The organism is Pedobacter vanadiisoli (genome assembly GCF_042684385.1).
Lineage (GTDB): Bacteria > Bacteroidota > Bacteroidia > Sphingobacteriales > Sphingobacteriaceae > Pedobacter > Pedobacter vanadiisoli.
Genome location: NZ_JBHULL010000040.1, coordinates 13,308 through 38,054 on the forward strand (window position 1 = coordinate 13,308; position 24,747 = coordinate 38,054).

Here is a 24,747-nt window from a genome sequence, read left to right on the forward strand (position 1 = left end):
AGATTTCCCACATCTGTATTCATCCTTTTTATCTGTGGTTAAATTATTTGGCCGAAGTGCAACCTTAAAGAAATATTAATACTTAGCCTGTAAAGAGTTTTCGATTACCTCTTTGTAATAATTGATATAAGCTGGCAAAATCTTTTTCAAATCAAAATCCTGTGCCCTGGTAAAGGCATTTTCTTTAAAACGGTTCAACGTTTCGTCGTCCTTTAAAATTTCGATCGCATGGGCTGCCATTGCATCAACATCACCAACATTACTCATGTAACCACAAAACCCATCTACATTAAGTTCAGGCAGTCCACCGGCATTAGTGGTAATAATCGGTACTTTGCAAGCCATGGCTTCTAATGCAGCCAAGCCGAAACTTTCCGACTCTGAAGGCATCAGGAAGAGATCTGAAACAGACAATATTTCTTCTACTGCATCCTGTTTACCCAAAAACCTTACATTTTCGCAGATATTAAGCGAGCGGCAAAGCTGTTCGTTATAAACACGTTCCGGGCCATCGCCAACCATTAACAGTTTAGAAGGAATTACGGCCTGTACTTTTTCGAAAATCCTGATCACATCTTCCGTACGTTTTACTTTCCGGAAGTTACTGGTATGGATTAAAATACGTTCGTTATTGGGCGCAATTGCTTTTTTGAAATGATCTTTCGCCTGTAAACTAAAACGGCTGAAATCAATAAAATTAGGAATTACCTTAATTTCCTTTGTAATTTCAAAATGGCGGTAGGTATCTTCTTTTAAATCTTCCGAAACGGTTGTTACACCATCACTTTGGTTGATCGAAAAAGTTACCACAGGTTTATAGGTCGGATCTTTACCCACCAAAGTAATATCGGTACCGTGAAGGGTAGTTACCACCGGGATATGAATACCGTAACTGGCCAAAATTTGCTTCGCCATAAAAGCAGCAGAAGCATGTGGAATGGCATAATGAACATGCAATACATCCAGTTGTTCAAAGCGGACCACATCAACCACTTTGCTGGCCAATGCCGATTCGTAAGGAGCGTAATCAAAAAGCGGGTAATTCCTTACCGAAACTTCATGGTAAAAAAGATTTTCAGAAAAGAAATCGAGCCTTGCCGGCTGACTGTAAGTGATAAAGTGAACCTGGTGCCTTTCATTAGCAAGTGCTTTACCAAGTTCTGTTGCAACTACTCCACTACCGCCAAAAGTGGGGTAGCAAACAATTCCTATCTTCATTATAATCGTATTGTTGTTACCGCAAATGTAGCCGATTTTAATCTATTATGCGTGTCGGTTTAATGTAATAACATTCGCTTATCACTTTCCCCTTTACAATCGATACAATAAAGGGCATTTTATTCAGAAAAGCAGGTTCATGCCCTCTTTTTTAAAAGCGAAAAACAGGGACAGAAAATTGGGCAAACCGGGAGTAAAAAATGAAATTATTTAAGGCTGCGCATTTCTTCTTTTATGACAAGAAAAAGTTCATTAGGCCTTTGGGTACCGATAAAATACTCCAAGCCATCGCGATCGGTTAAAACAACCGCATCCTTACCAGATGAATAAAAACGGATAGTGCCTTTGGTGTGCAGGTTGTAAACCGGGTTATTAAAAAAATAGCGGCTGTAGGTAGCCTTGCGTACATCCACAATGCTGTTTAAATCTATCTTAACACGCTTGGTGGTCCACAGTCCATCTAAAATCATGCTGCCGTTATCCACTACAATTTTATACTGGATCAAAAAAAGCAACAGCATCGAAACGCCGATAATACCGAAACCCACCACGAGAAAAAGATCCTGCGTATTATCACGGTCGCGTTCGTAAACATACGCCGCAAAACAGAATGCAGCCATAATCAACCGGATGAAAATGCGGACATAATCGCGGCCAATGTACTGTTTTTCGATATAGGCGTACTTGCTTTCCACTTATTTAATTTTGAGTTCGAATATAGCAACTTTTTTGGTTGCAGTTGTTAATTTATATCGGTTATCCTGCCGCATCCCTACAATCCAGATGATTTCGCCATTTCCATTAACCAGAATCGGTGTAGTGGCTTTCAAATGTAAGGGAACTTTTTCATCAATAAAATAATCACTCACTTTCTTCAGGCTCCGCATTCCTAACGGAATAAACTTATCGCCATTTTGCCAATTTCTCAGTGTTAATGGAAAAATCAACTTATCGGCATTTACAAAAGCTTTATCCAGCTCTGTCGCAAACTTTATTTCTTCAGTAAAGGTTAAAAATATTTCATGATTGGCAAAAACAATACTTTTGTTCGTTGGATGGATAAACTGGTTTGCCGTAACAAGTTTGTTTTTTTTAACAATTACCAGGTCATTCCGGTTAATAATGGCCTGATGTGTGGCACTAAAAAAATGTGTTCCCGACAGGGCCTTTAAGCTATCCAAAATTTCCTGTATGAGGTTTTCGTTAAAACCAAAAGGCTTAAGCAGTTCGTAAAGCAATAACTTTTGTGGGTTTAGCCGCGCAATTTCCGCTAAAGGAATATAAACACCATCTCCACGCCGATCAAAAATTTCGCTGGCCAGTTTCTGAACCTGTATATTTAAAAAAGCCTCCAGTTCGGCAAAGCGTGAAATATTTTCGGCAAAAGTTTTTTCGAGGTTAGGGTTGATTTCCTGTAAATGCGGCACCACCTGTAACCTGATCTTATTCCTTGTATAATGGGTACTGGTATTCGAGCTGTCTTCCACAAAATCAATATTGTTGGCTGCTACCAATTCCTCAATCTGCTGCCGGTTTAAAAATAACAATGGCCTGATCAACCGATCACGTTTGGGTAAAATGCCATGTAATCCGCTAATTCCCGTACCACGGCTAAGGTTGATCAATACGGTTTCAACTGCATCATTCTGGTGCTGCGCCAGGGCAATATAATCGTAATGCTCTTTATCCCTGATTTCTTCGAACCAGTTATAACGGAGATCCCGCGCGGCCATCTGTGTGGAAATTTTATTCTCTGCCGCATATTTTTTAGTATCAAAATGCGTTACGTAAAATGGTAAATCCAGTTTTTTGGCCAGTAGTGCAACAAAACTTTCGTCACGTTGTGCCTCGCCTGCCCTTAAATTAAAGTTACAATGTGCAACACCAACATCAACACCTATTGCTTTAAACAAATGCAACATTAATACAGAGTCTTTTCCTCCGCTTACGGCCAAAAGAATCCGGTTGCCTTGCAAAAACAGCTGTTCTTGTTCAATAAAATCGCGAAATTGCTGCAAGGGTAACATCCATCAAAAATATTTAATTTTAACTGGTATTCCGAACGTTCGGAACAAAAAACTAACTTTGTAGTGTGCAAAAACTATTTGTCTTTTTATTTCTCTTAATCAGTCCAGTATTTTTATTCGGTCAGCAACCTGCTTCGAAAATTAAAATTGTTTCGTACCGGCATATCTCTGGCGATACAAAGAAGAAAGCAACCTATCTTAATTTTGTAGTTTTTCAACAGGATAATGCTACCCTTGCCTGCGATAGCGCTGTATTTTATAGCGAACGTAACTATTTTGAGGCTTTTAAAAATGTGCACATCAACCAGCTTACCACCGATATTTATTCCGATCAGCTCGAATATGATGGAAATAAAAAACAGGCACATTTAACAGGGAACGTAAAAATGGTTGACCCTACTTCGGTTTTAACCACTAATATACTTGATTACAACACCCTTACCAAGATAGGAACTTATACCAGTGGCGGCAAGATTGTAAATAAGGATGTAACGCTTACCAGTAAAAACGGTTATTATTTCAGTCAGAGAAATGTTGCTTATTTTAGATATGATGTTGTGGTGGTTACACCCCAATCGGTCATCAAATCGGATACCATGAGTTACAATACCGAAGATAAATGGACCTACTTTTATGGACCAACCAATATCAAGGGTAAAGACGACAACCTATACACCGAAAATGGCCAGTACAACACCATGACAGAAGATGCCTTTTTTGGCAAAAAAAATCTTTATACGCAAGGTACACGATCTTTAAAGGGAGATAGTTTATATTATTATGGTAAACTGGGGGTTGGTAAAGCGGTTAAAAACATTGTTTTTTCCGATACGAAAGATAAGTTGAAAATGTTCGGCGATTTAGGCTATTATTACAAACAGGATCAGCGGACTTTGGTTACCCGAAATGCCTATCTGGGAATAGGTACGGAAGACTCCATAATGGTGAAGAATAAAAAAAGACCGGACAGTTTATGGATGGGAGCCGATACACTGGAAACGCAAATGGTGCTGCAAAAAAACCTAAAGTTAATCCCTAAAATCTCGATCAAAGCTGATAACCAGGTTGGGGAGGATGATGAAGATGGCGGAAAGAAAGGAAAAGGTGAGCCAAAATATAAACCCGAAGCTGAATCAATCCAAAAAGAAAACCGGAATAAGCGTAATACGAGAAACAGTAAGGCCGATAAGAAAAAAGGCAATGCCGAAACGGAAGAGCCGCTTAACCCGAAAGATAAAAACATTGACAGTTTAAAAACGAAAATAGATTCGCTGAGCAAAGGGCTGCCCAAAATTAGTACTGATAGTTTGCAAAAAGGCAATATTTTAAAGGGAAAGGCCGATTCTATCATTAAAAACCTGCCCGCACTCAAAACAGATAGTTTACAGAAAAAAATAGCAAATAAAGTTGGTACTGTTATAAAAGACGTTTCAAAAACGAAGGCCGATAGTTTGCAAAAAAAGATTGCCGAAAAAACTTTTCCCATTGTAAAGGATATTTCAAAAGCCAAAGTCGACAGCCTGCAAAAGAAAATAACAAAATCTGGTGCTAATAAAGATAGCTTAACAAAAGTTTTGGGGAACTTAAAACCCGATGGTTTAAAGACTGATACTACTAAGTTTAATCCGGCTGATACCGTTCAAACGCGTATTATTAAAGCATACCATGGCGTTAAAATTTTCAAAACAAATATTCAGGCCAAAACCGACAGCCTTTTTTACACCAGTGCCGATTCTACCCTGCGCTGTTACAGCAACCCGATTATATGGTCGGAAGGTTCACAACAGGTTGGCGATACCATTTATGTACAGTTCAAAAACAAAAAGCTGAATAATTTACAGGCCATCAGAAATGCTTTTTTGGTAAATACCCCAGCCGATTCGCTCAGGTTTAACCAGATAAAAGGTCGATTGATGACAGGTTTCTTTTCTAACGGAAAATTGAAAACCCTCTATGTTGATGGTAATGCCGAAAGTATCTATTACACCCAAGACGACAGCACTAAGGTTTATAAGGAAATGAACCAAACCTTAAGTAGCAGGATAAAATTCATTTTTAAGAACAAGGAAAACGCAATTGAGGATATTGTATACATTAAAGGCGTAGAAGGGGCCTTAAATCCTGAAAATGAAATTGCGAAAGACCATGCTTTAAAAGGCTTTTCATGGAAACCCAGCGAACGGCCAAAATCTAAGAAAGATGCTGTTGGCTCAGCGGGTAAGCCTAAGTCTAAAATAAAGGCTAAAACAGTTGCCGGCAAAGCGGTAGCGGGTACAAAAACAACTGTTACACCGGCTAATCCAGCATCAACTGTTCCTGTTACCAAGCCCAAAATTACGATTGGCAAAGACAGCTTGAACCTGGATAAAAAACTGCCTTCAACTAAACCGGCAGATACCGCTAACTTCGGCATTAAACCGATTTTACCTAAAAAAGATACCACTCAGGTGAAAAAACCGGTTGCTAAAACGTAGTTTGTTCTTAGAGTTGTCTTTACGAACTGAAGAAAGGGTTTTGCGCAGGAGTGAAGCACCCGCGAAGCGAGCTTGAATGCCATTAAAGCAATAAGCTACAAATGAAAAATCTTTTTGATGATAAATTACATGATAGATTGCTTCGGCTCGTTGATATGCCACCTTGCAATGACGAAACACAACACAACAATCTGATATTCAAATATTAATACCAAAAATTCACACTAAATAAATTGCAAGATAGATTTCTCCAATGTGGATATGATGCTTAACAATTACTATTAAGCTATTTTTCTCCTAAGCCTTCAAAAACTCAATCATTTTTTTCAGCGCAATTGCCCTGTGGCTGATTGTATTCTTCAGCGCCATATCCATTTCTGCAAAGGTAACATCGTAACCATCGGGCTGAAAGATTGGATCGTAGCCGAAACCCTTTGATCCGGCAATTTCTTCCCTGATTGTGCCCTCAATTACACCCTCAAAAATATGGTTCTGCCCGTCTTGCATTAACGAGATTACGGTTTTAAACCTGGCTTTTCTGTTATTGTTTCCCTGCAGGTTTTTCAAAACAAGCCTGATGTTTTCTGCGCTATCCCTGCTTCCCGAATACCTTGCCGAATAAACGCCCGGTTCGTTATTTAAAGCCTCTACTTCCATGCCACTATCATCAGCAAAACAATCCAAATTGAAATGCGCTACGACATAACTGCTTTTCAGACTAGCATTCCCCTCGAATGTATCGGCTGTTTCGGGTATATCCGCAAAGCAGCCAATGTCCTGTAAATTCAATACTTCATATTCACCTGCGAGAGCGGCACGTATTTCTTCTGTTTTATGTTGGTTATTGCTGGCAAAAACAAGTTTTTTCATTTGGGTGTAAGGTGTGAAAGATTATCCGTTTTTTTATTACCGGCTTATTTAATTTTCTGAAGATGTCCCCAAAGCGTTTTCTTGGCTGTTATATCACTATCGAGATGGTGGAGATTCGGTGCAAAGATAATTTTTGTGTTTTCGTGGATAATAATCTCGTTCTGCCAGGTAAGGTTTAGTTTTAACGCTGCAATCTCTACCCCGAAAGATAACATGATAACAGGTTTAAAAAAACGGTTCAGTTCCACATAATCTGTCCCCTTATAATTTGCGTAGTTCAATACTGCAAAATCGGGTGTTCCCAGGTCAATGGCCTTAACAATTTTCCGTAGCAGCTCCCTACCCTGTTCGGTACTTACATCATGCTGTTGATCGTTCACTAAAATCAGCACTGATTTCTTATTCCCACCTAAAAATTTAAATACTTTTTCAGGCATCGGCTCCTCTGCAATATGCGGAATTTCAGTTGTTTGTGGGTAAACTTTTGGCGACTGTGTTGATTTAATTTCAGGAATCCGGGCAATTTCTGCACTTAAAACAGCTTCCTTTTCTTCTGCAACAGCAATATTTCCGGCAGCAAAAACGGGCTCTGCATTACCCAAAGGCCGCTTTTGCACACTTTCATCTTTCACCACAAAAACCTCATCGGTAAAAAATAAACGTAAAGCATTCGCATTGTTGGTAACCTGGTTTTCCATTCGTATTTTTGCTGGATAATAATTTCTGTTAAAATTAGTTAAATATCTTATAATAGCGCCGCTAATTGTTACTTTTATCCCTTAAAATTTATAGAGTACTCTGTGTGAGGAAAGCTTATTGCTTATTTGTTTTCAGCTTTATATACGGCATTTCATTTGCACAGAATGTTGCTGTGGTTAATGGTAAATCAATAAGTACCAAAGAGTTTATGTGGGCATATAAAAAAAGCCACAACGGAAACATGAGTACTGCATACGATACTTTACAAACTTATTTAAACTTATATATAAATTTTAAACTTAAGGTTTTGGATGCCCGCGATATGGGATTGGATAAAAGTGCCAGTTACCAGGAAGAGATCAAAACTTATGAGGATGCTTTAAATGCGCATAAAAAAGTTGGGGTAAGCAACAAAGACCGTGATTTTTTATTGAATGAATACCGGGAAGGTGTGTTAATGTTCAATGTCTCGGAACAGAAAATCTGGAGCAGGGCACAGGAAGATGAGCAGGCCATAAATGATTTTTACAACAAAAATCAGAAAAATTATAGCAAACCTTTAAATGAAGTTAGGGGTGAAGTAATTGCTGATTACCAGCAAAATTTGGAAGAAAACTGGCTGAAAAGCCTTAAACAGAAATATCAGGTAAGGATTAACGAAAATGAACTTAAAAAACTCGCCAGGTTATAACCAAATGGATAGAGTTGACCATAAGTATTAAATTTGCAAAATATAACAAATAGAATGAAGAAAGTTTTTTTAGTAGCAACCGCTTTAATTAGCCTGTTTTTAAACAGTTATGCCCAAAATAAGCATACTGTAGATAAAGTTGCTGCTGTTGTAGGAAACAATATTATCCTGCTGTCAGATTTAAATCAACAATACACACAATATCTTTATCAGGGTAACCCTCCCAATGATGAGATCAAATGTAAAATTTTACAACAGACCTTAACCCAGAAATTACTTAAACAACAAGCCGAAATCGATTCGGTAATGGTTGAAGATGGAGCGGTTGACGATGAGGTGAACAAACGCATGCGTTACAGTATGCAGCGGGCAGGTGGTCAGGAACGTTTAGAGCAATTCCTGAACAAATCGGTTCTTCAGTATAAAGATGAAATCAGACCATCGGTAAAAGATGAACTGATTGCGCAGAAAATGCAGCAAAAAATTACCGAGAACATCAATGTTACCCCTATGGAGGTAGAAAAATACTTCAAATCATTGGGCGATAGTATTCCAGAATTCAATACCGAGGTTGAAGTTGGTGAGATCATTTTAAACCCTCAGTTAACCAGGGCCGAAAAACAGAAATTCCGCGATAAAATAGAAGCACTCCGTTTGAGGGTTAAAGCCGGAGAAGATATGGGCGTATTGGCAAAAACCTATTCGGAAGACCCGGGTTCTGCATCTGATGGCGGCGACTACGGTTTTATCGACAGAAATACCATGGTAAAGGAATTTACCGCATGGGCGTTTAAATTAAAAGCAGGAGAAATCTCACCGGTTTTCGAAACAGATTATGGTTTCCACTTTTTACAGGTACTGGAGCGTCGTGGCGAACAGGTACACGTAAGGCACATCTTAATTATGCCTAAAACCACCCCTGAAAGTTTAACCCGTTTAAAACTTCATGCAGATAGTATCTATAATAACATTATTGGCAAAAAATTAAGCTTTGCTGCCGCTGCTAACTTATATTCAGACAACAAAGAAACCAAGTACAATGGTGGTATGATGCTGAATGCCGAAAATGTTCAGGCAAGAAGTACCTTTATCCCGGTTGATAAATTGGATCCATCGGTATTTTTGGTAATCGACAGCATGAAAATTGGTGGTGTTTCCAAACCTGGCTTATTTACTGCAGCCGATGGAAAACAGGGTTACCGTATTTTATATTTAAAATCGAAAATACCTCCTCATAAGGCAAATATGAAACAGGATTTCCCAAAAATCAGGGATGCTGCACAAAGTGATAAAATTAATCGTACTTTAAGCGAATGGTTTGAGAAACGCCGCGAAAATACTTACATCAAAATCGACGACGAGTTCAATAACTGTGACGAATTAAAAATCTGGACAAAAACCACAGCCGCAAAATAACGCCAATGCAGTATAAGAACGAAGTAGAAGCTGTTGATGCACTTCACCAATCTTTCAACAATATTAAAGCCGAAATAAGTAAGGCCGTAGTTGGACAGGACGACATCATAAAATCTGTTTTAATCGCCATTTTTAGTAACGGACACTGTTTGTTGGTTGGCGTACCCGGATTAGCTAAAACTTTACTTGTACAAACTGTGGCTGCCGTTCTGGATCTCGATTTCAACAGGATCCAGTTTACGCCCGATTTAATGCCAAGCGACATTATCGGTGCCGAAATTTTAGGAGAAGACAGGCACTTTAAGTTTATAAAAGGGCCTGTTTTTTCTAATATTATCCTTGCGGACGAGATTAACCGTACTCCTCCAAAAACCCAGGCAGCCCTGTTGGAGGCCATGCAGGAGAAATCGGTAACCGCAGCCGGACAAACGCATACCCTGCCAAAGCCATTTTTTGTGCTGGCTACACAAAACCCGATTGAGCAGGAAGGAACATATCCTCTACCCGAAGCTCAGCTAGACCGTTTCATGTTCAATATTCAATTAAACTACCCTGCTTTTGCAGACGAATTGAACATCGTAAAAAATACTACCGGTAATAAAGCCCTTCAACTGCAGAAAATTATCCATGCAGATGATATCCAATATTTTCAGAAACTGATCCGCGATATCCCGGTAACTGACAATGTACTGGAATATGCCGTAAAACTGGCAGCGAAAACCCGTCCGAACACAGAATTTGCTACTGATGCAGTAAACAAATATGTGAGCTGGGGTGCAGGCCCGCGTGCATCGCAATTTTTAGTTTTGGGCGCAAAATGCCATGCAGCAGTAACCGGAAAATACTCTCCGGATATTGAAGATGTAAAAGCCGTAGCTGAACCCATTTTACGCCACCGTATTGTACGGAACTACCGCGCCGAAGCCGAAGGTTTGTCAATCGAAAAAATCATTAAAGATTTATTATAATAGAATCATCATCTCGACTGAAACGCAGTGAAACGGAGAGATCTATTGCAGCAGATTTCTCGACTTCGCTACACTCCGCTCGAAATGAAGATAAATCCAGGAAATTCCGACCAGCAAATTGGTTACCTTTTTACATTCCCCGCATTAAGAATAAAAGTGGCAAATGGAAATCGTAAATCCCATCCTTGCATTTATGTGGCGAAGAATAATTTCATTAATATTCATAAGCTTCTACCTTGTTAACTGGGTATATACTTTCGCATTTTTTCATACCCTACCGGCGAGTACAAGACCAAGATGCGGCATGCCCGATTTTGGTATGATTGTAGGCATTCTATTCCTTACATTTATCTATTTCATTACTTTTTTGGTCATTACCCTGGTAAGTAAAGGCCGTTCAAAAAAAGAATTCCTTATTTTTTTGGGAATAGTTACTTTACCGGTCTATATAGCTCTTATTGACATATTGACTTAATTGATTAGGATTTTTTGTAATGCCGGATCACGATTCCTATTATCGCAAAGAATTGTTAACCAAAGCAGAAAACCGCTAAAATCAACATTATTCAAAAAAACAGCTTGCAATTCACTGGAAATAAATATCTTTGCATCAAATTTACAGCAATGCTACGTCAACTACATATCCAAAAAATGAACTTTAGCCAGTCTTGTGGCATAAAGGGTTTGGGTATTGATGTAAATTTACTTCCCAACCCTTAGTGTTTTTTTGCCATCAGCGCATAAAACCCAATTTTAAAAATCAATTTAATTACCCATTTGCTAAGCAATTACTGCTTATCAAAATTTAACATATCTGTTATGGACATTTATACTACTGTAGAGGAAAAATATCTACAGGCCATTGAAGAGCTGCACTGGGGCGAACTGCCTAAAGCACTTCAGTATTTTAATGAGCTGATTACTTTCGACCCTGATTATGCCAGGGCCTATTTTCAGCTGGGGAATATTTACCACAACCGTTTTAAAGACTATAGAACAGCAGGTTATTATTATAAACGTTGCACGGAACTTGACCCCGATTTTCCTGAAGTTTACGTCCCTTATTTAAAACTGGTGATTACGCTTAAAATGTATAAACTGGTAAAACAAATTGCTGATAAAGCTTTAAAGGTTGCTGGTGTTTGCGAAGCTCATATTTATGAAAGCCTGGGTTTATATGCCGAGCAACAGCAAAATTTTGTGGAAGCAGCCAGCTATTTCAAAAAAGCTGAACTTTTCAATGCCATCCAGGATGAGCACAATGCATTGCTCGAACATCAGGACCGCATTAAAAGCAAAATGAACAGCACCAAAAAAATGATTTATGAGCTGCAGGGATAAAGGGTATAACCTTTATCCCATGCTTTTACATACAAATTGCCTTTTAATCTTTTTATTTTAATTTTGTTATTATCTTTACCACACAATTACAAAGCATAAATTTTAAAATCAAAAATATTCGATATGTCAGCTCACGATTCACATGCGCCTGTTCAGCAAACTAAAGGCATTTGGGCATTACCATTAACGGCTTGGATTATTGTTTTAATCCTGCTTGTGGCTTTCACCAGACCAATTTTCCCAGGTCATGAAAAAGCTGCTTCTCACGGTGAAACAGAAGGTCACCAAACAGAAGCTGCCGAATCGCACCACTAGGCATTATTAGTAAAGTCATAAAAAAAGCGCTGAAATCAGCGCTTTTTTTATGTTACCTCTTCTACTGGTTGGTGTCACACCAACCAGCTAAACTTTTATTTCGGTCGGTGAGACACCCACCTATAGACTAAGACTAGTTATCCAATTGTCCCATAATATTAGGATAATCGGTAAGTACACCATCTACACCTAAATCCATAAAATATTTAAGCTCTTTAACTGTATTTACCGTCCAGGGGATAATCTTAATGCCCATGGCATGACAGCGGTCTACCAGGCCTTTACCCACCAATACCGAATAAGGGCTATAAATAGTCGGTTTAAAACCCAGTTTTTCGATATAATCCTCAAAGGGTTCTTTTTCATCTATCAACAGCGATGTTTGTATTTTAGGGTATTTTTCATGAAGATATTGCAACGTACGCATATCAAACGATTCGATAATGACTCTTTTGCTCAATTTTTTTGCATTAATGATTTCCATAATCAGGTCTACAAATTCTGCAGGTTCAGGGTGAAATTCATTATCGCCATTTTTAATTGTTTTCGTTTCAATGCTGTACATGGGCTTGGCCAGTTTATGTTCTTTAACATAGGCCTCAACCGCATCAATTGTTTCAGTAAGTAATGGCTTATACGCTTTAAACTTCATTTGTCCCGGAAAACGGCTATGCACCTTACTGCCTACGTCAAACTTTTTAACCTCCTCATAATCCATCTGATAGATATTGAAATTCTTTTGGTCTTTTAATGTGATGGGTTTTCCATTAGGCTGTAGCGATATTTCATTATTAAAATAAGGCTCCTGCGAGAGTACCACCTGTTTATCTTTAGAAATAACGGCATCCATTTCGAGGGTAGTAACACCTAAATCAAGTGCTTTTAACATCCCCTCGATGGTATTTTCGGGCATAATACCACGTGCACCGGCTTTACCCTGGATATCGAATTTCTTTTTCTGTGCCGAAACATTGAAACATAATAAAGCGAGAGCAGAGAAGAGAAGTAATTTTTTATGCATAGATTTTAAACGTAAAATGGACAATTTTATTAGAAAAATTTCTTTTTGAAGCGCAAAAACTGTGCTGTTTTTAGCGTTTGTTCCCGCTTTCCACTATATCCCCGATGAAAAATCGGGGGATGCCGCTTCAATCGGGGCTAAACTGGAAAGGAACTTCAGGTAAAGGCAAAGTGCCGACATAAAAAAAGGGCCTCTTTTTATCGATAGCCCTCTTTAATTCACATTGTTATTTTATCTTTCTGCCGGTACAAAAGCCTGTACAATTAAGTTCCAGCTTGCATCCGCTGCTTTTTCGTAAACGAAAACATAATTAAAGCTCTCACGTAAATCGGCCTTATAATCAATTGTGGCTACACCATAAGTATAAGCCAAATCGCTACCTATCGCCTTATCTACTCCTGTGGTTTTTAAGTTGATCTTACTAATCATGCTGTTATAAAAAGCAATAATTTTTCCTTTTCCATCAATGGCTTCATTACCCGGGAAGAGTAAACGTGCATCGTTGGTTAAAAAGCCACCAAATGCCGCAATACCGTGTGTTTTAAGCAAGGTATTTAATGTTTTCTCTGTAGTTAAAATGATATCCCTGCCTGCTTTAATTTCTCTTTCATTTAAAAACTTCGGTGCTACGTGGTCTTTTGGTTCAACAAACGACTGGCTAACTTTTGCCAAAGGTTTGTTGCTTTCTGTTCCAAGATCAATCGCCAGTTTCCACCTGCCATTTTCTGATTTCCAGATGGAAAGGTATTGACCATATTTTTTTTCTGAAGTACCGATTTCGTATGGTCCGGTGGTAAAACCCAGATCACCACTGCGCGATACCTTTGCCAGGTTTGCTGTCCAGCTGATATCATTTTGAGCTTCTGCCTTACCTGTATAAAAAGTTTTGGCATTAACCGGGTTGGGTCTGAACACTAAGGTTGTTGCAGATGAATAATCAAGGAAAGCTTCTTTATCTCCATTTTTGGCAACTGATTTAGCAAATTCCTTTTCGGTATTTACTAAAGATTTGGTTGTTCCATCACTCTTCTGGGCAAAAACACCCATGGCTAAAAGTGAAACTACAACAGTTGAAAATAGTTTTTTCATTATTGACTAGGATAATATTGTTTGGCGAATATAAAATTTTCTTTGGTGTATGGTCTTAAAAATAATTAACAATTGAACATTGTTACCTATTATTTTTCCCTGTATATGGTTTCCAGAACTGTTTGGCCGGTTGCTTTTAGGGTGTTTTTGTCAATATTTGCCAAGTTATCCAATTGAGTATGCCAGTTGATGTAAAAACCGCTGTTATCGTTATAATGGATAATATCAATAGAAGGAATGCCAGCTTTATTCATCCAGAAATGATCGTCAACCAATTTGCCGCTCGGGATTTTGGTAAAGTAAGAAGAATAACCAATTTCGTTCCCGGTATCCCACACCTTGTTTGCCACATCCGGCGCAGCCTGACGCGAAATTTCATCCTGGGTAAATTGCGCATTACCACCACCAACCATATCGAGGTTAATACCATACAGGGCCTTGTAACCGGAAGCAACAGCTTTTTTGGCCCAATATTGCGAACCTAAACACCAGGTGGTTTCATCGGGTGTTTCATCATTGGCTTTACCATAATCTTCAAGGTCCCAAAGCACAAAATCGACCCCAACATTTGGCTGCTTCTGTTGAATCTGGCGCGCCATTTCCAAAATTACAGCCACACCACTTGCGCCATCATTTGCTGCATCGAAAGTCTTTGTGTGGTTTTTTGGGTCGGGATCCTGATCAGAAAAAGGCCTGGCATCCCAATGTGCAGTAATTAAAACTCTGTTTTTTTGTTCGGGATTAAAAACAGCAACAATATTTTTTAACTGGAAACTTTTACCATCGTAAGTGGTTGTTTTTTCTCCTTGTACTTTAACATCTGCACCGAACGATTTTAGTTTGGCCACCAGGTAATCTGCACATTTTTGGTGAGCTGCAGTTCCCGGCACCCGCGGACCAAAATCTACCTGCACCTTGGTATAGGCATAAGCACTATCCGCATTAAATTCGGGCGAAGAAAGCTTTAATGGAACCTCTTTCCCACTATCATCAGTATCTGGCTTTGTTTTATTCTGGCATGCCTCAAATCCTATTAAAGCTAACAAAGGCAGTATTAAAAGTTTTTTATTCATTTTCATTCCTTGCTTTTTCATCCCCTGCCCCGTTTAAAAGGGGAATGAACTTCCAGACTACCTAAGCCTTACTCCAGGTAGTTCCTTCTTTACCATCCTTAAGCTGAATACCCAAGGCCTGCAAACCAATACGGATACGATCAGAAGTTGCGTAATCCTTATTGGCTTTTGCTTCTGTTCTTAAATTAATAACCATTTCTAATACGCCATTTAAGTCGTTTCCTCCGGCGTCTTCATCCCTCAGTCCTAAAATATCGAATACGAAATCATTGATCAGTTGTTTTAACTTTTCTAAGGCATCAGCAGAGATTTTGCCTTTACCATCGTAAACCGTATTGATAATTCTAACGGCCTCAAAAAGTTCTGCAACTAAAATCGGACTGTTAAAATCATCATTCATGGCTGCAATGCATTTCTCTTTCAATGCATCGATATCGAAGTCATTCTGTTCAGAAACCGGTAGTTTATCCAACAGGCCAATTGCTGCCATTAAGCGGCGAAAGCCTTTTTCTGAGGCATCTAACGCATCGTTAGAGAAATCAAGGGTACTACGGTAGTGTGCCTGCAACATAAAAAACTTTACTGTCATCGGGCTATAACCTTTTTTCAGTAAAGGATGATCTCCGGTAAACAATTCTAAAGGGAGAAAACCATTGCCAGCCGATTTAGACATGCGCGTACCGTTTACCGTAAGCATGTTGGTGTGCATCCAATAACGTGCTGGCTGTTTATGGCTGCAGGCTTCAGACTGTGCAATTTCGTTGGTATGGTGTGTTGCAGCCAAATCCATTCCACCACCATGAATATCAAATTCGGCGCCCAGATATTTGGCACTCATAGCCGAACATTCAATGTGCCAGCCCGGAAAACCCATGCCCCATGGCGATTGCCATTGCATTAAAGTTTCGGGTTTAGCTTTTATCCAAAGTGCAAAATCCAACCTGCCACGTTTATCATCCTGCCCGCCGAGTTCGCGGGTATTGTTCAGCATATCTTCAAGGTTACGGTTGGTTAATATGGTATAATTATATTCTTTACTGTATTTTTCTACATCGAAATATATATTGCCATCCACTTCGTAACCATAACCGTTGGCAATAATCACTTTAATCATTTCAATCTGCTCAATAATATGCCCGGTAGCGGTTGGCTCAATGCTTGGCGGTTGCGTATTGAACATGCGCAATACATCGTGGAAACCTAAAGTATATTTCTGTACAATTTCCATCGGTTCAAGCTGCTCAAGCTTTGCACGTTTTGCAAACTTATCATCGCCTTCATCCCTATCGCCTTCCAGGTGACCTGCATCGGTAATATTACGCACATAGCGAACCTTATATCCCAAATATTTAAGATACCTGAAAATTAAATCAAACGAAATAAAAGTGCGGCAATTACCCAGGTGCACATCGCTATAAACGGTAGGCCCGCAAACATACATCCCAACATTGGGTGGATTTAAAGGTTGAAAAAGTTCTTTTTTGCGCGAAAGCGTATTGTAAAGCTGTAAGCCAGTATTCATATTGCAAATGTAAGATTTAGTTAGAAAGTTGAAACCCTTAAAATTGCAATGTTTAGCTTATGATTTTTAACTAACATTTACAGGCGGCATTTATCTGTGCTGTCAGGATGTTACCATTTTGACAGTAAAACAATATTTATTTATAGCATTGATTTTTCTCCAACAGGAGGAAAGGCACACTACTGCTCATCGGTAACGGTAGCCCCTCTTTCCGCTGTAGCTTCGCCGAAGGGGCTCAGGCTGCCGCTTCAATAGGGTTTAGTTTGGTTATTGCTGTACTTTTGGCTTATAAACCCATAGAACGAATTTAAATCCCTATTTTAGATTTACCTATCAAATGTCAATAAATGGTTCAAATAAGAGAAATTTCGGAACAAGATACAGAAAGTGTGGCCGGGCTATCCACACAGCTGGGATACGAAAGTAATATCAAGCAAACATCAGCCAGGATAAAACACATCAATAACAATAAAGAAAATTGTGCTTATGTAGCCCTACTCGAAAATAAAGTAGTAGGTTGGATCCATGGTTTTTATACTTTAAGGATAGAATCAGGTCCTTTTGTCGAAATCGGGGGGTTGGTTGTCGATTCTGCTTACCGTAATTTAAAAATCGGGAAGCAATTAATAGAAAGTATAAATCTTTGGGCAAAAAAACACCAGGTAAAAAAATTAAAAGTGAGATGCAATATCAACCGTACCGAAAGCCATAAATTTTACAAATGAGTTGGTTTTGAAGAAAATAAACGGCAGGTTGCTTTTGAAAGAGACCTTTAGCCCAGCATGCTTGCGAAGTCTGCCAGTGCAAAGACCAGTCCCGACTTCGCAAGTCTCCCTCCCACTTTGCAGGTTGCTCACAGTTAACCAATTTAAACAATTAACCAGTTAACCATACATAGTATTTATTACAACCCTCAAACATTTCGGCATTGCAACAATTCAATCCTATTCATTAACTTTGTAGCATGATTGATTTACCTGTAGTACCTGCTGTAACTGAAGTTAAACGTAAACCAGATTGGTTGCGTGTAAAATTACCTGTTGGTAAAGAATATGCACAGGTTCGCAGTTTAGTAGACACACATAAGCTGCATACCATCTGCGAAAGCGGAAATTGTCCTAATATGGGCGAGTGCTGGGGTGCAGGTACGGCAACTTTTATGATTTTGGGTAACATTTGTACCCGTAGCTGTTCTTTTTGCGCAGTTGCAACAGGTCGCCCGCTGGCAGTTGATGCAGATGAGCCAAATCGTGTAGCCAACTCGGTAAAATTAATGGGTGTTAAACATTGTGTAATCACATCTGTTGACCGCGATGATTTAAAGGATGGCGGATCGATCATCTGGGCCGAAACGTTACAAGCCATCCGCAGGGAAAGCCCGATTACCACCTTAGAAACTTTAATTCCTGATTTTAAAGGCCAGTGGGATAATTTATACCGCGTTTTGGAAGAACGTCCGGAAGTGGTTTCGCATAATATGGAAACCGTTAAGCGTTTAACCAGACAAGTGCGTATACAGGCTAAGTACGACAGAAGCTTAGAAGCTTTAAAAAGAATTTCGGAGTTTGGTTTAAGAGCAAAAACAGGTATTATGCTTGGCCTGGGCGAAACCGAAGAGGATATTTTCGAAGCCATGGACGATTTAGTGGCCAATGGCGTTCATATTTTAACCTTAGGTCAATATTTACAACCTACCCGCAACCATCATCCGGTGGTAGACTGGATACACCCTGATACTTTTGCGATGTATAAAGAAGTTGGTTTGGCCAAAGGCCTTAAATATGTAGAAAGTGGTCCGCTGGTGCGTTCGTCTTACCATGCCGAAAAGCATCTTTTCCCAATTGATGGGATTAAATAGTGCACTTATATCGTGAGAATTTAAAATGTTTTATGCTTTACTCCATTTGAGAATGCGTTTATAAAACATTTTTTTGCTTTTAGTGTTCTGTATTGTATCTTAGTGACCATAGTGACTGCATTAAAAAAATTAACCCTAACCGAGCCAGAACTTGTTCAAGCACTGCAATCGAAAGATCCAGCGGTTTTGAAAACACTGTACAGCATGTATTCATCAGCTCTTTATGGCGTTATTTCACGTATTATTACTCACTCAGAACTTGCAGAAGATGTTTTACAGGAAACTTTTGTAAAAATATGGCAGTCTGCAACACACTATGACCAGACCAAGGGACGTTTGTTTACGTGGATGATGAATATTGCCCGCAATTTATCAATCGACAAACTTCGTTCTAAAGATTTTAAGAATTCACTCAAAAACCAAGATATAGAAAATAACGTAAGTTTCGTTGATGAACAAAACAAGGTTACATTTAACCCCGATATTGTTGGTGTTAAACAACTTGTAGATAATCTTAAACCAGATTTACAAGCAGTTCTTGATTTAGTTTATTACAAGGGCTTCACTCATGTTGAAGCCGCAGAGAAGTTAGATCTGCCATTAGGTACGGTGAAAACCCGGATCCGGCTGGCTATTATTGAATTGAGAAGGAATTTTAATTGAGCGTGGAAAATTTAAAAGCATATATCGAATCTGGAGTACTTGAGCTGTACGTTTTAGGTGATTTATCACCTGAAGAAACGTTGCAGGTTGAGGAAATGGCATCTCAATACCCCGAAGTAAGAGATGAAATAGCTGCTATTGAGCAGGCTATGGAGCAATATGCAATGCAAAATGCTGTAGAGCCATCTGCAGATGTAGAAACAAGATTATTCGAAAAGTTAGGATTAAGTGAGGTTGAAGAGAATGTGAATGTTCAACCCGCACCAATTTATACTGAAGAACCAAAAATTATAGCTTTGGATGGAAGTGATGCTAAAGTGAGGGTATTACGGTATGCTTTAGTAGCTTGTATAGCTTTATTGATAATCAGTACAGCAGCATTGTTTATTACTTACAATAAGTTAAGTGATGCACATGATCAGATTGCAAACTTAAACCTTGACAAACAAAAATTTGCCGGGGTGGTAAGCAAACTGGAATTTGAGAACCAGGGGCTGAATAATATAGCGGCCATGGCCGAAAGTAAGGAATGGGCAACCATACGCATGACTGGTCAGCCGTTTAGCCCTGCTTCTAAAATGAAGGTATTTTGGAACAAAAAAGATAAAAGTGTACTGATCAATTATGTTGCCATGGATTTACCAAAGCCTGATGCCGAACATGAATATCAGTTATGGGCACTGGTAAACGGCAAACCGGTAAGTTTGGGTGTTTTCGGAAAAACCGATTCAACTAATAATGAGGCACTGGTAAAAATGCAGGCCATCCAGGAAGCACAGGCCTTTGCCGTAACTTTAGAGCCTATGGGCGGAAGTGTTAACCCAACAATGGAAAAACTTACCGTAATGGGTGGTGTTTAAAATAAAAATAACAAATTAATATATTCAATCCCGGCATTTCATCAATGCCGGGATTTTTTATTTTCAAATCATAATCTAATTACAAGAAGATTTTCTCAGCCGAAGGCCAACCTCTATTTCGGAGAAGCAATTTAAACGGCCAACCGTTTGGCTAAAAGTTTTGCTCCCAGCAACCCTGAATAGAATGAGTGACCATGCCCCCTAAACCTGGCAATAGCGAACACCGAACGCAGAGAGGTAAAGCGGGTGGCAGGACTATCTTGGCCTAAACACTTCTGTATGCGCTTTTCAAAAAACGGACATATTTTACGCAATTAAACTAATTTGGAAACGAGTGTTTTAATTTCTCTAGCAATGCTTACCGCTACTTGCGATGCCGTAACCACGAAATGATCTTTTGCCAGCTCATCGCCAGCCTTTCCATGAATATAACAGCCCAAAACGGCTGCATCCGCTGCAGTATATTGCTGTGCCACAAAGCCCGCAATAATCCCGGTTAAGGTATCGCCCATCCCCCCCTGCGCCATTGCGGGGTTACCCGTTGGATTAATGAGTATCTTACCGGTTGGCGGGCAGATAAAAGTATATTGGTTTTTAAGCACAATAACGATTTTTAGTTTTTTTGCCTGTTCTTTAGCCGATTGTACCCTTTCCCACCAGTTAGTATGCTCACCGAATAAACGGTCAAATTCTTTCATGTGAGGAGTTAAAATAGTATTTGGCGCAAGTTTATCGATCAGATCTGCCCTTTCGCCCAAAATATTTAAGGCATCAGCATCAATAATTAAGGGTTGATTGGCCAGGATTAAATTTTCCAATAGTTTTTCATTTTCGGGCATTGTCCCTAAACCTGGTCCGATAGCAATGGCCTGATATTTCTTAGGATTATCGATCCGGGTATATTCATCTCTTGGCAATGCCATTACTTCAGGCAAGCTGGTATTTAAAGCCATTAATCCACTCTGTGGGATACATGCGGTAGTTAAACCCGCACCTGTATGTAAACAAGCCATTGAGGAGAGTAAAGCAGCGCCCATGGTATTGGTATTACCGGCTATAATCAGCGCGTGCCCGTAGGTGCCTTTATGGCTGAACAATTTTCTTGGATGGAGGGCTTTCTGAATATCGCTTTCTTCAATCAAATAGAAACCAGCATCCTGTTTCTGGATAAATGATTCATCGAGATCAATATCCACTACATCGAACCTTTCGGTCGCGGCAGCCGATTCGGGGAAAAAAAAGTTGATTTTTGGCCGTTGAAAAGAAATGGTTTTATAAGCTTTTATGCCATTATAATCTTCAGGCAGCTTTCCTTCAGCAAAAAAACCTGTAGGAACATCTACAGCGTACACCTTTTTTTGCTGTTTGTTAATAAACTGAACCAGTTCCTGATAGTCGCCAGCCAGGGCTTTATTTAAACCTGAGCCTAAAATGGCATCGATAATTAAATCTGCCTTTAGGCTTTTCAGTTCTGAAGGGTGGTTGATTACTGTTTTTTTGCACCTCGATTCATCAATCCGTTGCAGGTTGATGGTAAAATCGTCGCTTTGCTTTTTACTAAAGTTAACAAGGTAAACTTTAATATTTTCATAGCCGTTGGCCAGCAGCAAATGGGCAATAGCTAGTCCATCGCCACCATTATTGCCTTTTCCACAAAAAATAGCCACGCTTTTATTGGTGTCAAATTCTTCCCTCAAAAAGTACTGAACAAAGGCCCTGGCAGCTTTTTCCATTAAATCGATTGATGCAATGGGTGTATTGGCAATGGTAAACTGATCGGCACTGCGCATTTGGGCAGAGGTAAGCAACGTTCGCATATCACTAAGATAAGATTATAAGCTATAATGCGAAATATTGAATTTTGTTTGGTTTTATGTCAAGCATTTAATATGGTTTTTGAAAATAATTTAACTGGGTTTCTTTTAATTTTTATACCTTTTGCCAATCTTTAACTTTTTGTAAAGAATTAAATTAAACCTCTAAACTATGAATCAAAAACCATCAAATGCATTTGTGGCAGCAGCCTGGATTGCATTAGGCATAGGAATGATCGGCTTCATTGTAGGGCTGTGGCGCTCTGATATGCTTCTCAACGAAAAAGGATATTATTTTACCGTATTGATGTTTGGCCTTTTTGCTGTAATCTCTTTACAGAAAGCTGTCCGCGATAAACTGGAAGGCATACCCGTAACTGAAATTTATTATGGCCTTAGCTGGTTCTCTACCCTGTTAACCATTACTTTATTGGTAATTGGTTTATGGAATGCCACCTTATTGCCAAGCGAAAAAGGTTTTTACGCCTTTGCCTTTTTACTCTCGCTTTTTGGTGCCATAACGGTGCAGAAAAATACGAGGGATAGCCAAACGGTAAATAAAAACCGGGATACGGAATAATTTTAAGGCCGGTAGCTTAAATGGTTACCGGCTTTTTATTTGCTGTTGAATTTACTCCTTCTAAAGTTACCTGAAAATCAAGCAATCTTTTCTTCGCATTAAAATTTGTATCGTTAATGATTTTCGCAAATAAGCGGATCGAATCAAACAATTCGTCTACTTGAAAATTAAAATAGCTGCCTCCTGCAAAATAGTTATAATTTGAAGCTATAAATTTTTCAATCTGTTCTTTATCTATTGCCGTTATGTGTTCACCATACAAAGGATTTGTTAGCAATTTTAATAGCTCTTCTTTAAATACTATTTCCTCATCCTTAACAAGGTACATCTGCTGTTCAATGGTTTCAACAGCTGTTCGCGTATGCATAAAGGAGGTAACCTGGGTGATTTTATTATGGCAGTTGTTCTGACTTTCCAAAAGTGTACGGATGGCTTTATAATGATTGTAAAAATTTACAAATTCTTCTTTTCGCCCCTGCTCTAAGGCCAGGTATAGAAAATATTCAAAAATCTGGGCATCTAATTTTTTCAGTTGATCATCTAAATCTTTTGATTCACTTTCTAAGCGCTCAATTAATTCGGAACAATCTTGCTGAGTATACCTTTTTCCATCGTAATCAAAGGTTTTAACCTCAAAAACTTTATCCTCAATTTGTTTCAATGTATTTAAATCTTCGTTAATACCGTCCAAAAGGTATATCAAACTTAAATTTTCATCACTAAAAAAATTATTGGCATGCAAATGAATAGATAATCCAGGTTTTTCAAAGTCTTCTGAATTCAATTCGTTTAATGGATTTCTAAAATCAAAATAGCCGTTGTATAATTGATGAAAAGTATTTTGTCGCTGGTTTTCTAAAAAATCTTCTTCAAACTTGCCTGCGTCTGAAATTATTGGTGAATTACCATAGTCAATTGCATCGAAGAGCTTTTTTGTCACCTGTTCAAAAACGGTGTCTTTATTTACCAATAAGTCAATTGCTATGCCGGTTCCATAACTCTTTAACGGATAATTCAGCTTTCTGAGGTGTTCTACCCTATCTGCGGTTCTTGGATGAGAAGACCATTGATCTTTCAGTGTCAGTTTACTTTTATTGAATTTGCTGTAATGTTCTTCCGATACTATTGGAAGATGATTCTCTATTTTTATCTTTTGAAGGCCAGCATAAAAATCCATTACAAATTTTTGCTGTGGAAAAATGTTATTGGTTTTTTCCTTATCCTTTATTTTGCCATTATAGTAATTAAAAACATTGTTTAACGAGTAATCTGCGAGTTGTAAACGATGGAGTGCCGTAATCAAAGCATCAGACCCTGCAACACTTGCAGCTACGGTGTCTGCATGAAATTCCATTTCCCTGGAGAGTGCCAAATGATTCAGGTTAACAACATCATAAATCTTTTTTAAGATAAACTGGACCCCACTAATAATCTTACCGGCTAAAACAACAAAAATTGCAAAGTAATTGCTTATACCTGCTAACTTCTGTGCAAAATTACCATAGCCTTCATTTTCGTAAAGGGTATTGTAGATTACTTGATTAACATTGTACACATAACTCCCTGTACGCATACTTTTTTGAGAAAAGTGTCCAAACTCATGTGCAAGAATCGCTTTTAGCTCATCAATAGATATGGTATTCATAAGCCCTAGGCCAATATGAAGATTTTTCCTCACCGGGAGAAACATGCTCCAAAAACTGGAATCGTAGAATACAGATGCATTTACTTCTGAGGAGAAGTAAACCTTTTTAGGGAAATCAGTGCCTACTTCTGCAACGATTTCATCTATCATTTTAAAAAGCCCAGGCTGCTCCTCTTTTGTAACCAGCGTTAAATGAGACCGGTCAATTTTATTAACCTTGAATATAAACTTCACCAGGAAAATTAAAATTAAAACACCAAAGCAGATCAAACCGCCTCCCAACATAATGGTAATAAACATTGGTTTGGCTGCAATTAACATAAGACCTGCAAATGCAGAAAGTATTGTCAAGCCAACTGCTGCAGAAACTAATAAAAGGTAGGTTAATACAAATAGCCAGATAGCCTGTACAGACCTGGCAGCCATCTTCTTAAAATTTTCAGAAGGCTGGAGAGCGTTTTCGTTCATAAAGATATCGTTTGGTGATGCAAGATAACAAAACTGCTAAATGCCCAAAAGCGCTTTAAAAAAAAATTAACAATAAATTATTGCAGCAATCGCAAGTGGTAGTGAAATGATTCGAAAATAATCACTACTTTAAAC

General features: G+C 38.7%; 22 protein-coding genes. 11 read left to right on the plus strand and 11 right to left on the minus strand.

Annotated features, from left to right (window positions below):
- Positions 1-75: 75 nt before the first annotated feature.
- The 3 genes from bshA to tilS all read right to left on the minus strand — a co-directional run bounded on the left by bshA (position 76) and on the right by tilS (position 3,245).
- Complete coding sequence (bshA, locus tag ACFSR6_RS19125; RefSeq protein WP_379081851.1) at positions 76-1,218, minus strand: N-acetyl-alpha-D-glucosaminyl L-malate synthase BshA; 1,143 nt, start codon at positions 1,216-1,218, stop codon at positions 76-78.
- A 206-nt stretch (positions 1,219-1,424) separates the two neighbouring features.
- Positions 1,425-1,913 (minus strand): hypothetical protein, encoded by a 489-nt coding sequence (locus tag ACFSR6_RS19130; protein ID WP_147230762.1) that lies wholly within the window; start codon positions 1,911-1,913, stop codon positions 1,425-1,427.
- Positions 1,914-3,245: a tRNA lysidine(34) synthetase TilS gene (gene tilS, locus ACFSR6_RS19135; protein WP_379081853.1), complete on the minus strand. Its 1,332-nt coding sequence runs from the start codon at positions 3,243-3,245 to the stop codon at positions 1,914-1,916.
- Between the two features lie 65 nt (positions 3,246-3,310).
- On the opposite strand from tilS, the gene ACFSR6_RS19140 reads away from it, so the two are divergent.
- Positions 3,311-5,719, plus strand: a complete 2,409-nt coding sequence (locus ACFSR6_RS19140) for an OstA-like protein (protein WP_379081855.1) — start codon at positions 3,311-3,313, stop codon at positions 5,717-5,719.
- A 297-nt stretch (positions 5,720-6,016) separates the two neighbouring features.
- On the opposite strand, the gene ACFSR6_RS19145 is transcribed toward ACFSR6_RS19140, so the two are convergent.
- A complete protein-coding gene (locus ACFSR6_RS19145) occupies positions 6,017-6,589 on the minus strand; it encodes a non-canonical purine NTP diphosphatase (RefSeq protein WP_379081858.1) in 573 nt (190 codons plus the stop codon).
- Between the two features lie 44 nt (positions 6,590-6,633).
- A complete protein-coding gene (locus ACFSR6_RS19150) occupies positions 6,634-7,287 on the minus strand; it encodes a hypothetical protein (RefSeq protein WP_379081860.1) in 654 nt (217 codons plus the stop codon).
- A gap of 242 nt (positions 7,288-7,529) precedes the next feature.
- On the opposite strand from ACFSR6_RS19150, the gene ACFSR6_RS19155 reads away from it, so the two are divergent.
- The 5 genes from ACFSR6_RS19155 (at position 7,530) to ACFSR6_RS19175 (ending at position 12,019) form a co-directional block, all read left to right on the plus strand.
- Positions 7,530-7,979 carry a hypothetical protein gene (locus tag ACFSR6_RS19155; protein WP_379081862.1) on the plus strand — a complete coding sequence of 150 codons (450 nt, stop codon included), beginning with the start codon at positions 7,530-7,532 and terminating at the stop codon, positions 7,977-7,979.
- A gap of 54 nt (positions 7,980-8,033) precedes the next feature.
- On the plus strand, positions 8,034-9,395 hold the full coding sequence (locus ACFSR6_RS19160) for a peptidylprolyl isomerase (protein WP_379081864.1): 1,362 nt from the start codon (positions 8,034-8,036) through the stop codon (positions 9,393-9,395).
- Positions 9,396-9,400: 5 nt separating this feature from the next.
- Positions 9,401-10,363, plus strand: a complete 963-nt coding sequence (locus ACFSR6_RS19165; RefSeq protein ID WP_379081867.1) for an AAA family ATPase — start codon at positions 9,401-9,403, stop codon at positions 10,361-10,363.
- A gap of 819 nt (positions 10,364-11,182) precedes the next feature.
- Positions 11,183-11,704 (plus strand): tetratricopeptide repeat protein, encoded by a 522-nt coding sequence (locus ACFSR6_RS19170; RefSeq protein WP_379081869.1) that lies wholly within the window; start codon positions 11,183-11,185, stop codon positions 11,702-11,704.
- Positions 11,705-11,827: 123 nt separating this feature from the next.
- A complete protein-coding gene (locus ACFSR6_RS19175; RefSeq protein WP_379081871.1) occupies positions 11,828-12,019 on the plus strand; it encodes a hypothetical protein in 192 nt (63 codons plus the stop codon).
- 133 nt (positions 12,020-12,152) lie between these two features.
- On the opposite strand, the gene ACFSR6_RS19180 is transcribed toward ACFSR6_RS19175, so the two are convergent.
- The 4 genes from ACFSR6_RS19180 to cysS form a co-directional block, all read right to left on the minus strand.
- Positions 12,153-13,040, minus strand: coding sequence for a glycerophosphodiester phosphodiesterase family protein (locus ACFSR6_RS19180; protein WP_379081873.1), 888 nt, complete (start codon positions 13,038-13,040; stop codon positions 12,153-12,155).
- Positions 13,041-13,271: 231 nt separating this feature from the next.
- Entirely contained in the window at positions 13,272-14,129 is an 858-nt protein-coding gene (locus ACFSR6_RS19185; RefSeq protein WP_379081875.1) for a nuclear transport factor 2 family protein, read from the minus strand.
- Positions 14,130-14,218: 89 nt separating this feature from the next.
- The gene (locus ACFSR6_RS19190; RefSeq protein WP_379081877.1) at positions 14,219-15,223 is read right to left on the minus strand and encodes a M28 family peptidase; all 1,005 of its coding nucleotides are present in this window, start codon (positions 15,221-15,223) and stop codon (positions 14,219-14,221) included.
- A gap of 40 nt (positions 15,224-15,263) precedes the next feature.
- Entirely contained in the window at positions 15,264-16,724 is a 1,461-nt protein-coding gene (gene cysS / locus ACFSR6_RS19195; protein WP_379081878.1) for a cysteine--tRNA ligase, read from the minus strand.
- A 347-nt stretch (positions 16,725-17,071) separates the two neighbouring features.
- On the opposite strand from cysS, the gene ACFSR6_RS19200 reads away from it, so the two are divergent.
- The 4 genes from ACFSR6_RS19200 to ACFSR6_RS19215 all read left to right on the plus strand — a co-directional run bounded on the left by ACFSR6_RS19200 (position 17,072) and on the right by ACFSR6_RS19215 (position 20,105).
- Positions 17,072-17,449 carry a GNAT family N-acetyltransferase gene (locus tag ACFSR6_RS19200; protein WP_379081881.1) on the plus strand — a complete coding sequence of 126 codons (378 nt, stop codon included), beginning with the start codon at positions 17,072-17,074 and terminating at the stop codon, positions 17,447-17,449.
- A gap of 239 nt (positions 17,450-17,688) precedes the next feature.
- Positions 17,689-18,582: a lipoyl synthase gene (lipA, locus tag ACFSR6_RS19205; RefSeq protein WP_379081882.1), complete on the plus strand. Its 894-nt coding sequence runs from the start codon at positions 17,689-17,691 to the stop codon at positions 18,580-18,582.
- Positions 18,583-18,693: 111 nt separating this feature from the next.
- On the plus strand, positions 18,694-19,245 hold the full coding sequence (locus ACFSR6_RS19210; RefSeq protein ID WP_379081885.1) for an RNA polymerase sigma factor: 552 nt from the start codon (positions 18,694-18,696) through the stop codon (positions 19,243-19,245).
- Positions 19,246-19,247: 2 nt separating this feature from the next.
- Positions 19,248-20,105 carry an anti-sigma factor gene (locus tag ACFSR6_RS19215; RefSeq protein ID WP_379081887.1) on the plus strand — a complete coding sequence of 286 codons (858 nt, stop codon included), beginning with the start codon at positions 19,248-19,250 and terminating at the stop codon, positions 20,103-20,105.
- Positions 20,106-20,419: 314 nt separating this feature from the next.
- On the opposite strand, the gene ACFSR6_RS19220 is transcribed toward ACFSR6_RS19215, so the two are convergent.
- Positions 20,420-21,922 (minus strand): NAD(P)H-hydrate dehydratase, encoded by a 1,503-nt coding sequence (locus ACFSR6_RS19220; RefSeq protein WP_379081889.1) that lies wholly within the window; start codon positions 21,920-21,922, stop codon positions 20,420-20,422.
- 169 nt (positions 21,923-22,091) lie between these two features.
- On the opposite strand from ACFSR6_RS19220, the gene yiaA reads away from it, so the two are divergent.
- Entirely contained in the window at positions 22,092-22,499 is a 408-nt protein-coding gene (gene yiaA, locus ACFSR6_RS19225; protein ID WP_379081891.1) for an inner membrane protein YiaA, read from the plus strand.
- Positions 22,500-22,515: 16 nt separating this feature from the next.
- Here the strand turns inward: yiaA and ACFSR6_RS19230 are convergent, their stop codons facing one another.
- Entirely contained in the window at positions 22,516-24,612 is a 2,097-nt protein-coding gene (locus ACFSR6_RS19230) for a M48 family metalloprotease (RefSeq protein ID WP_379081893.1), read from the minus strand.
- Between the last annotated feature and the right edge of the window lie 135 nt (positions 24,613-24,747).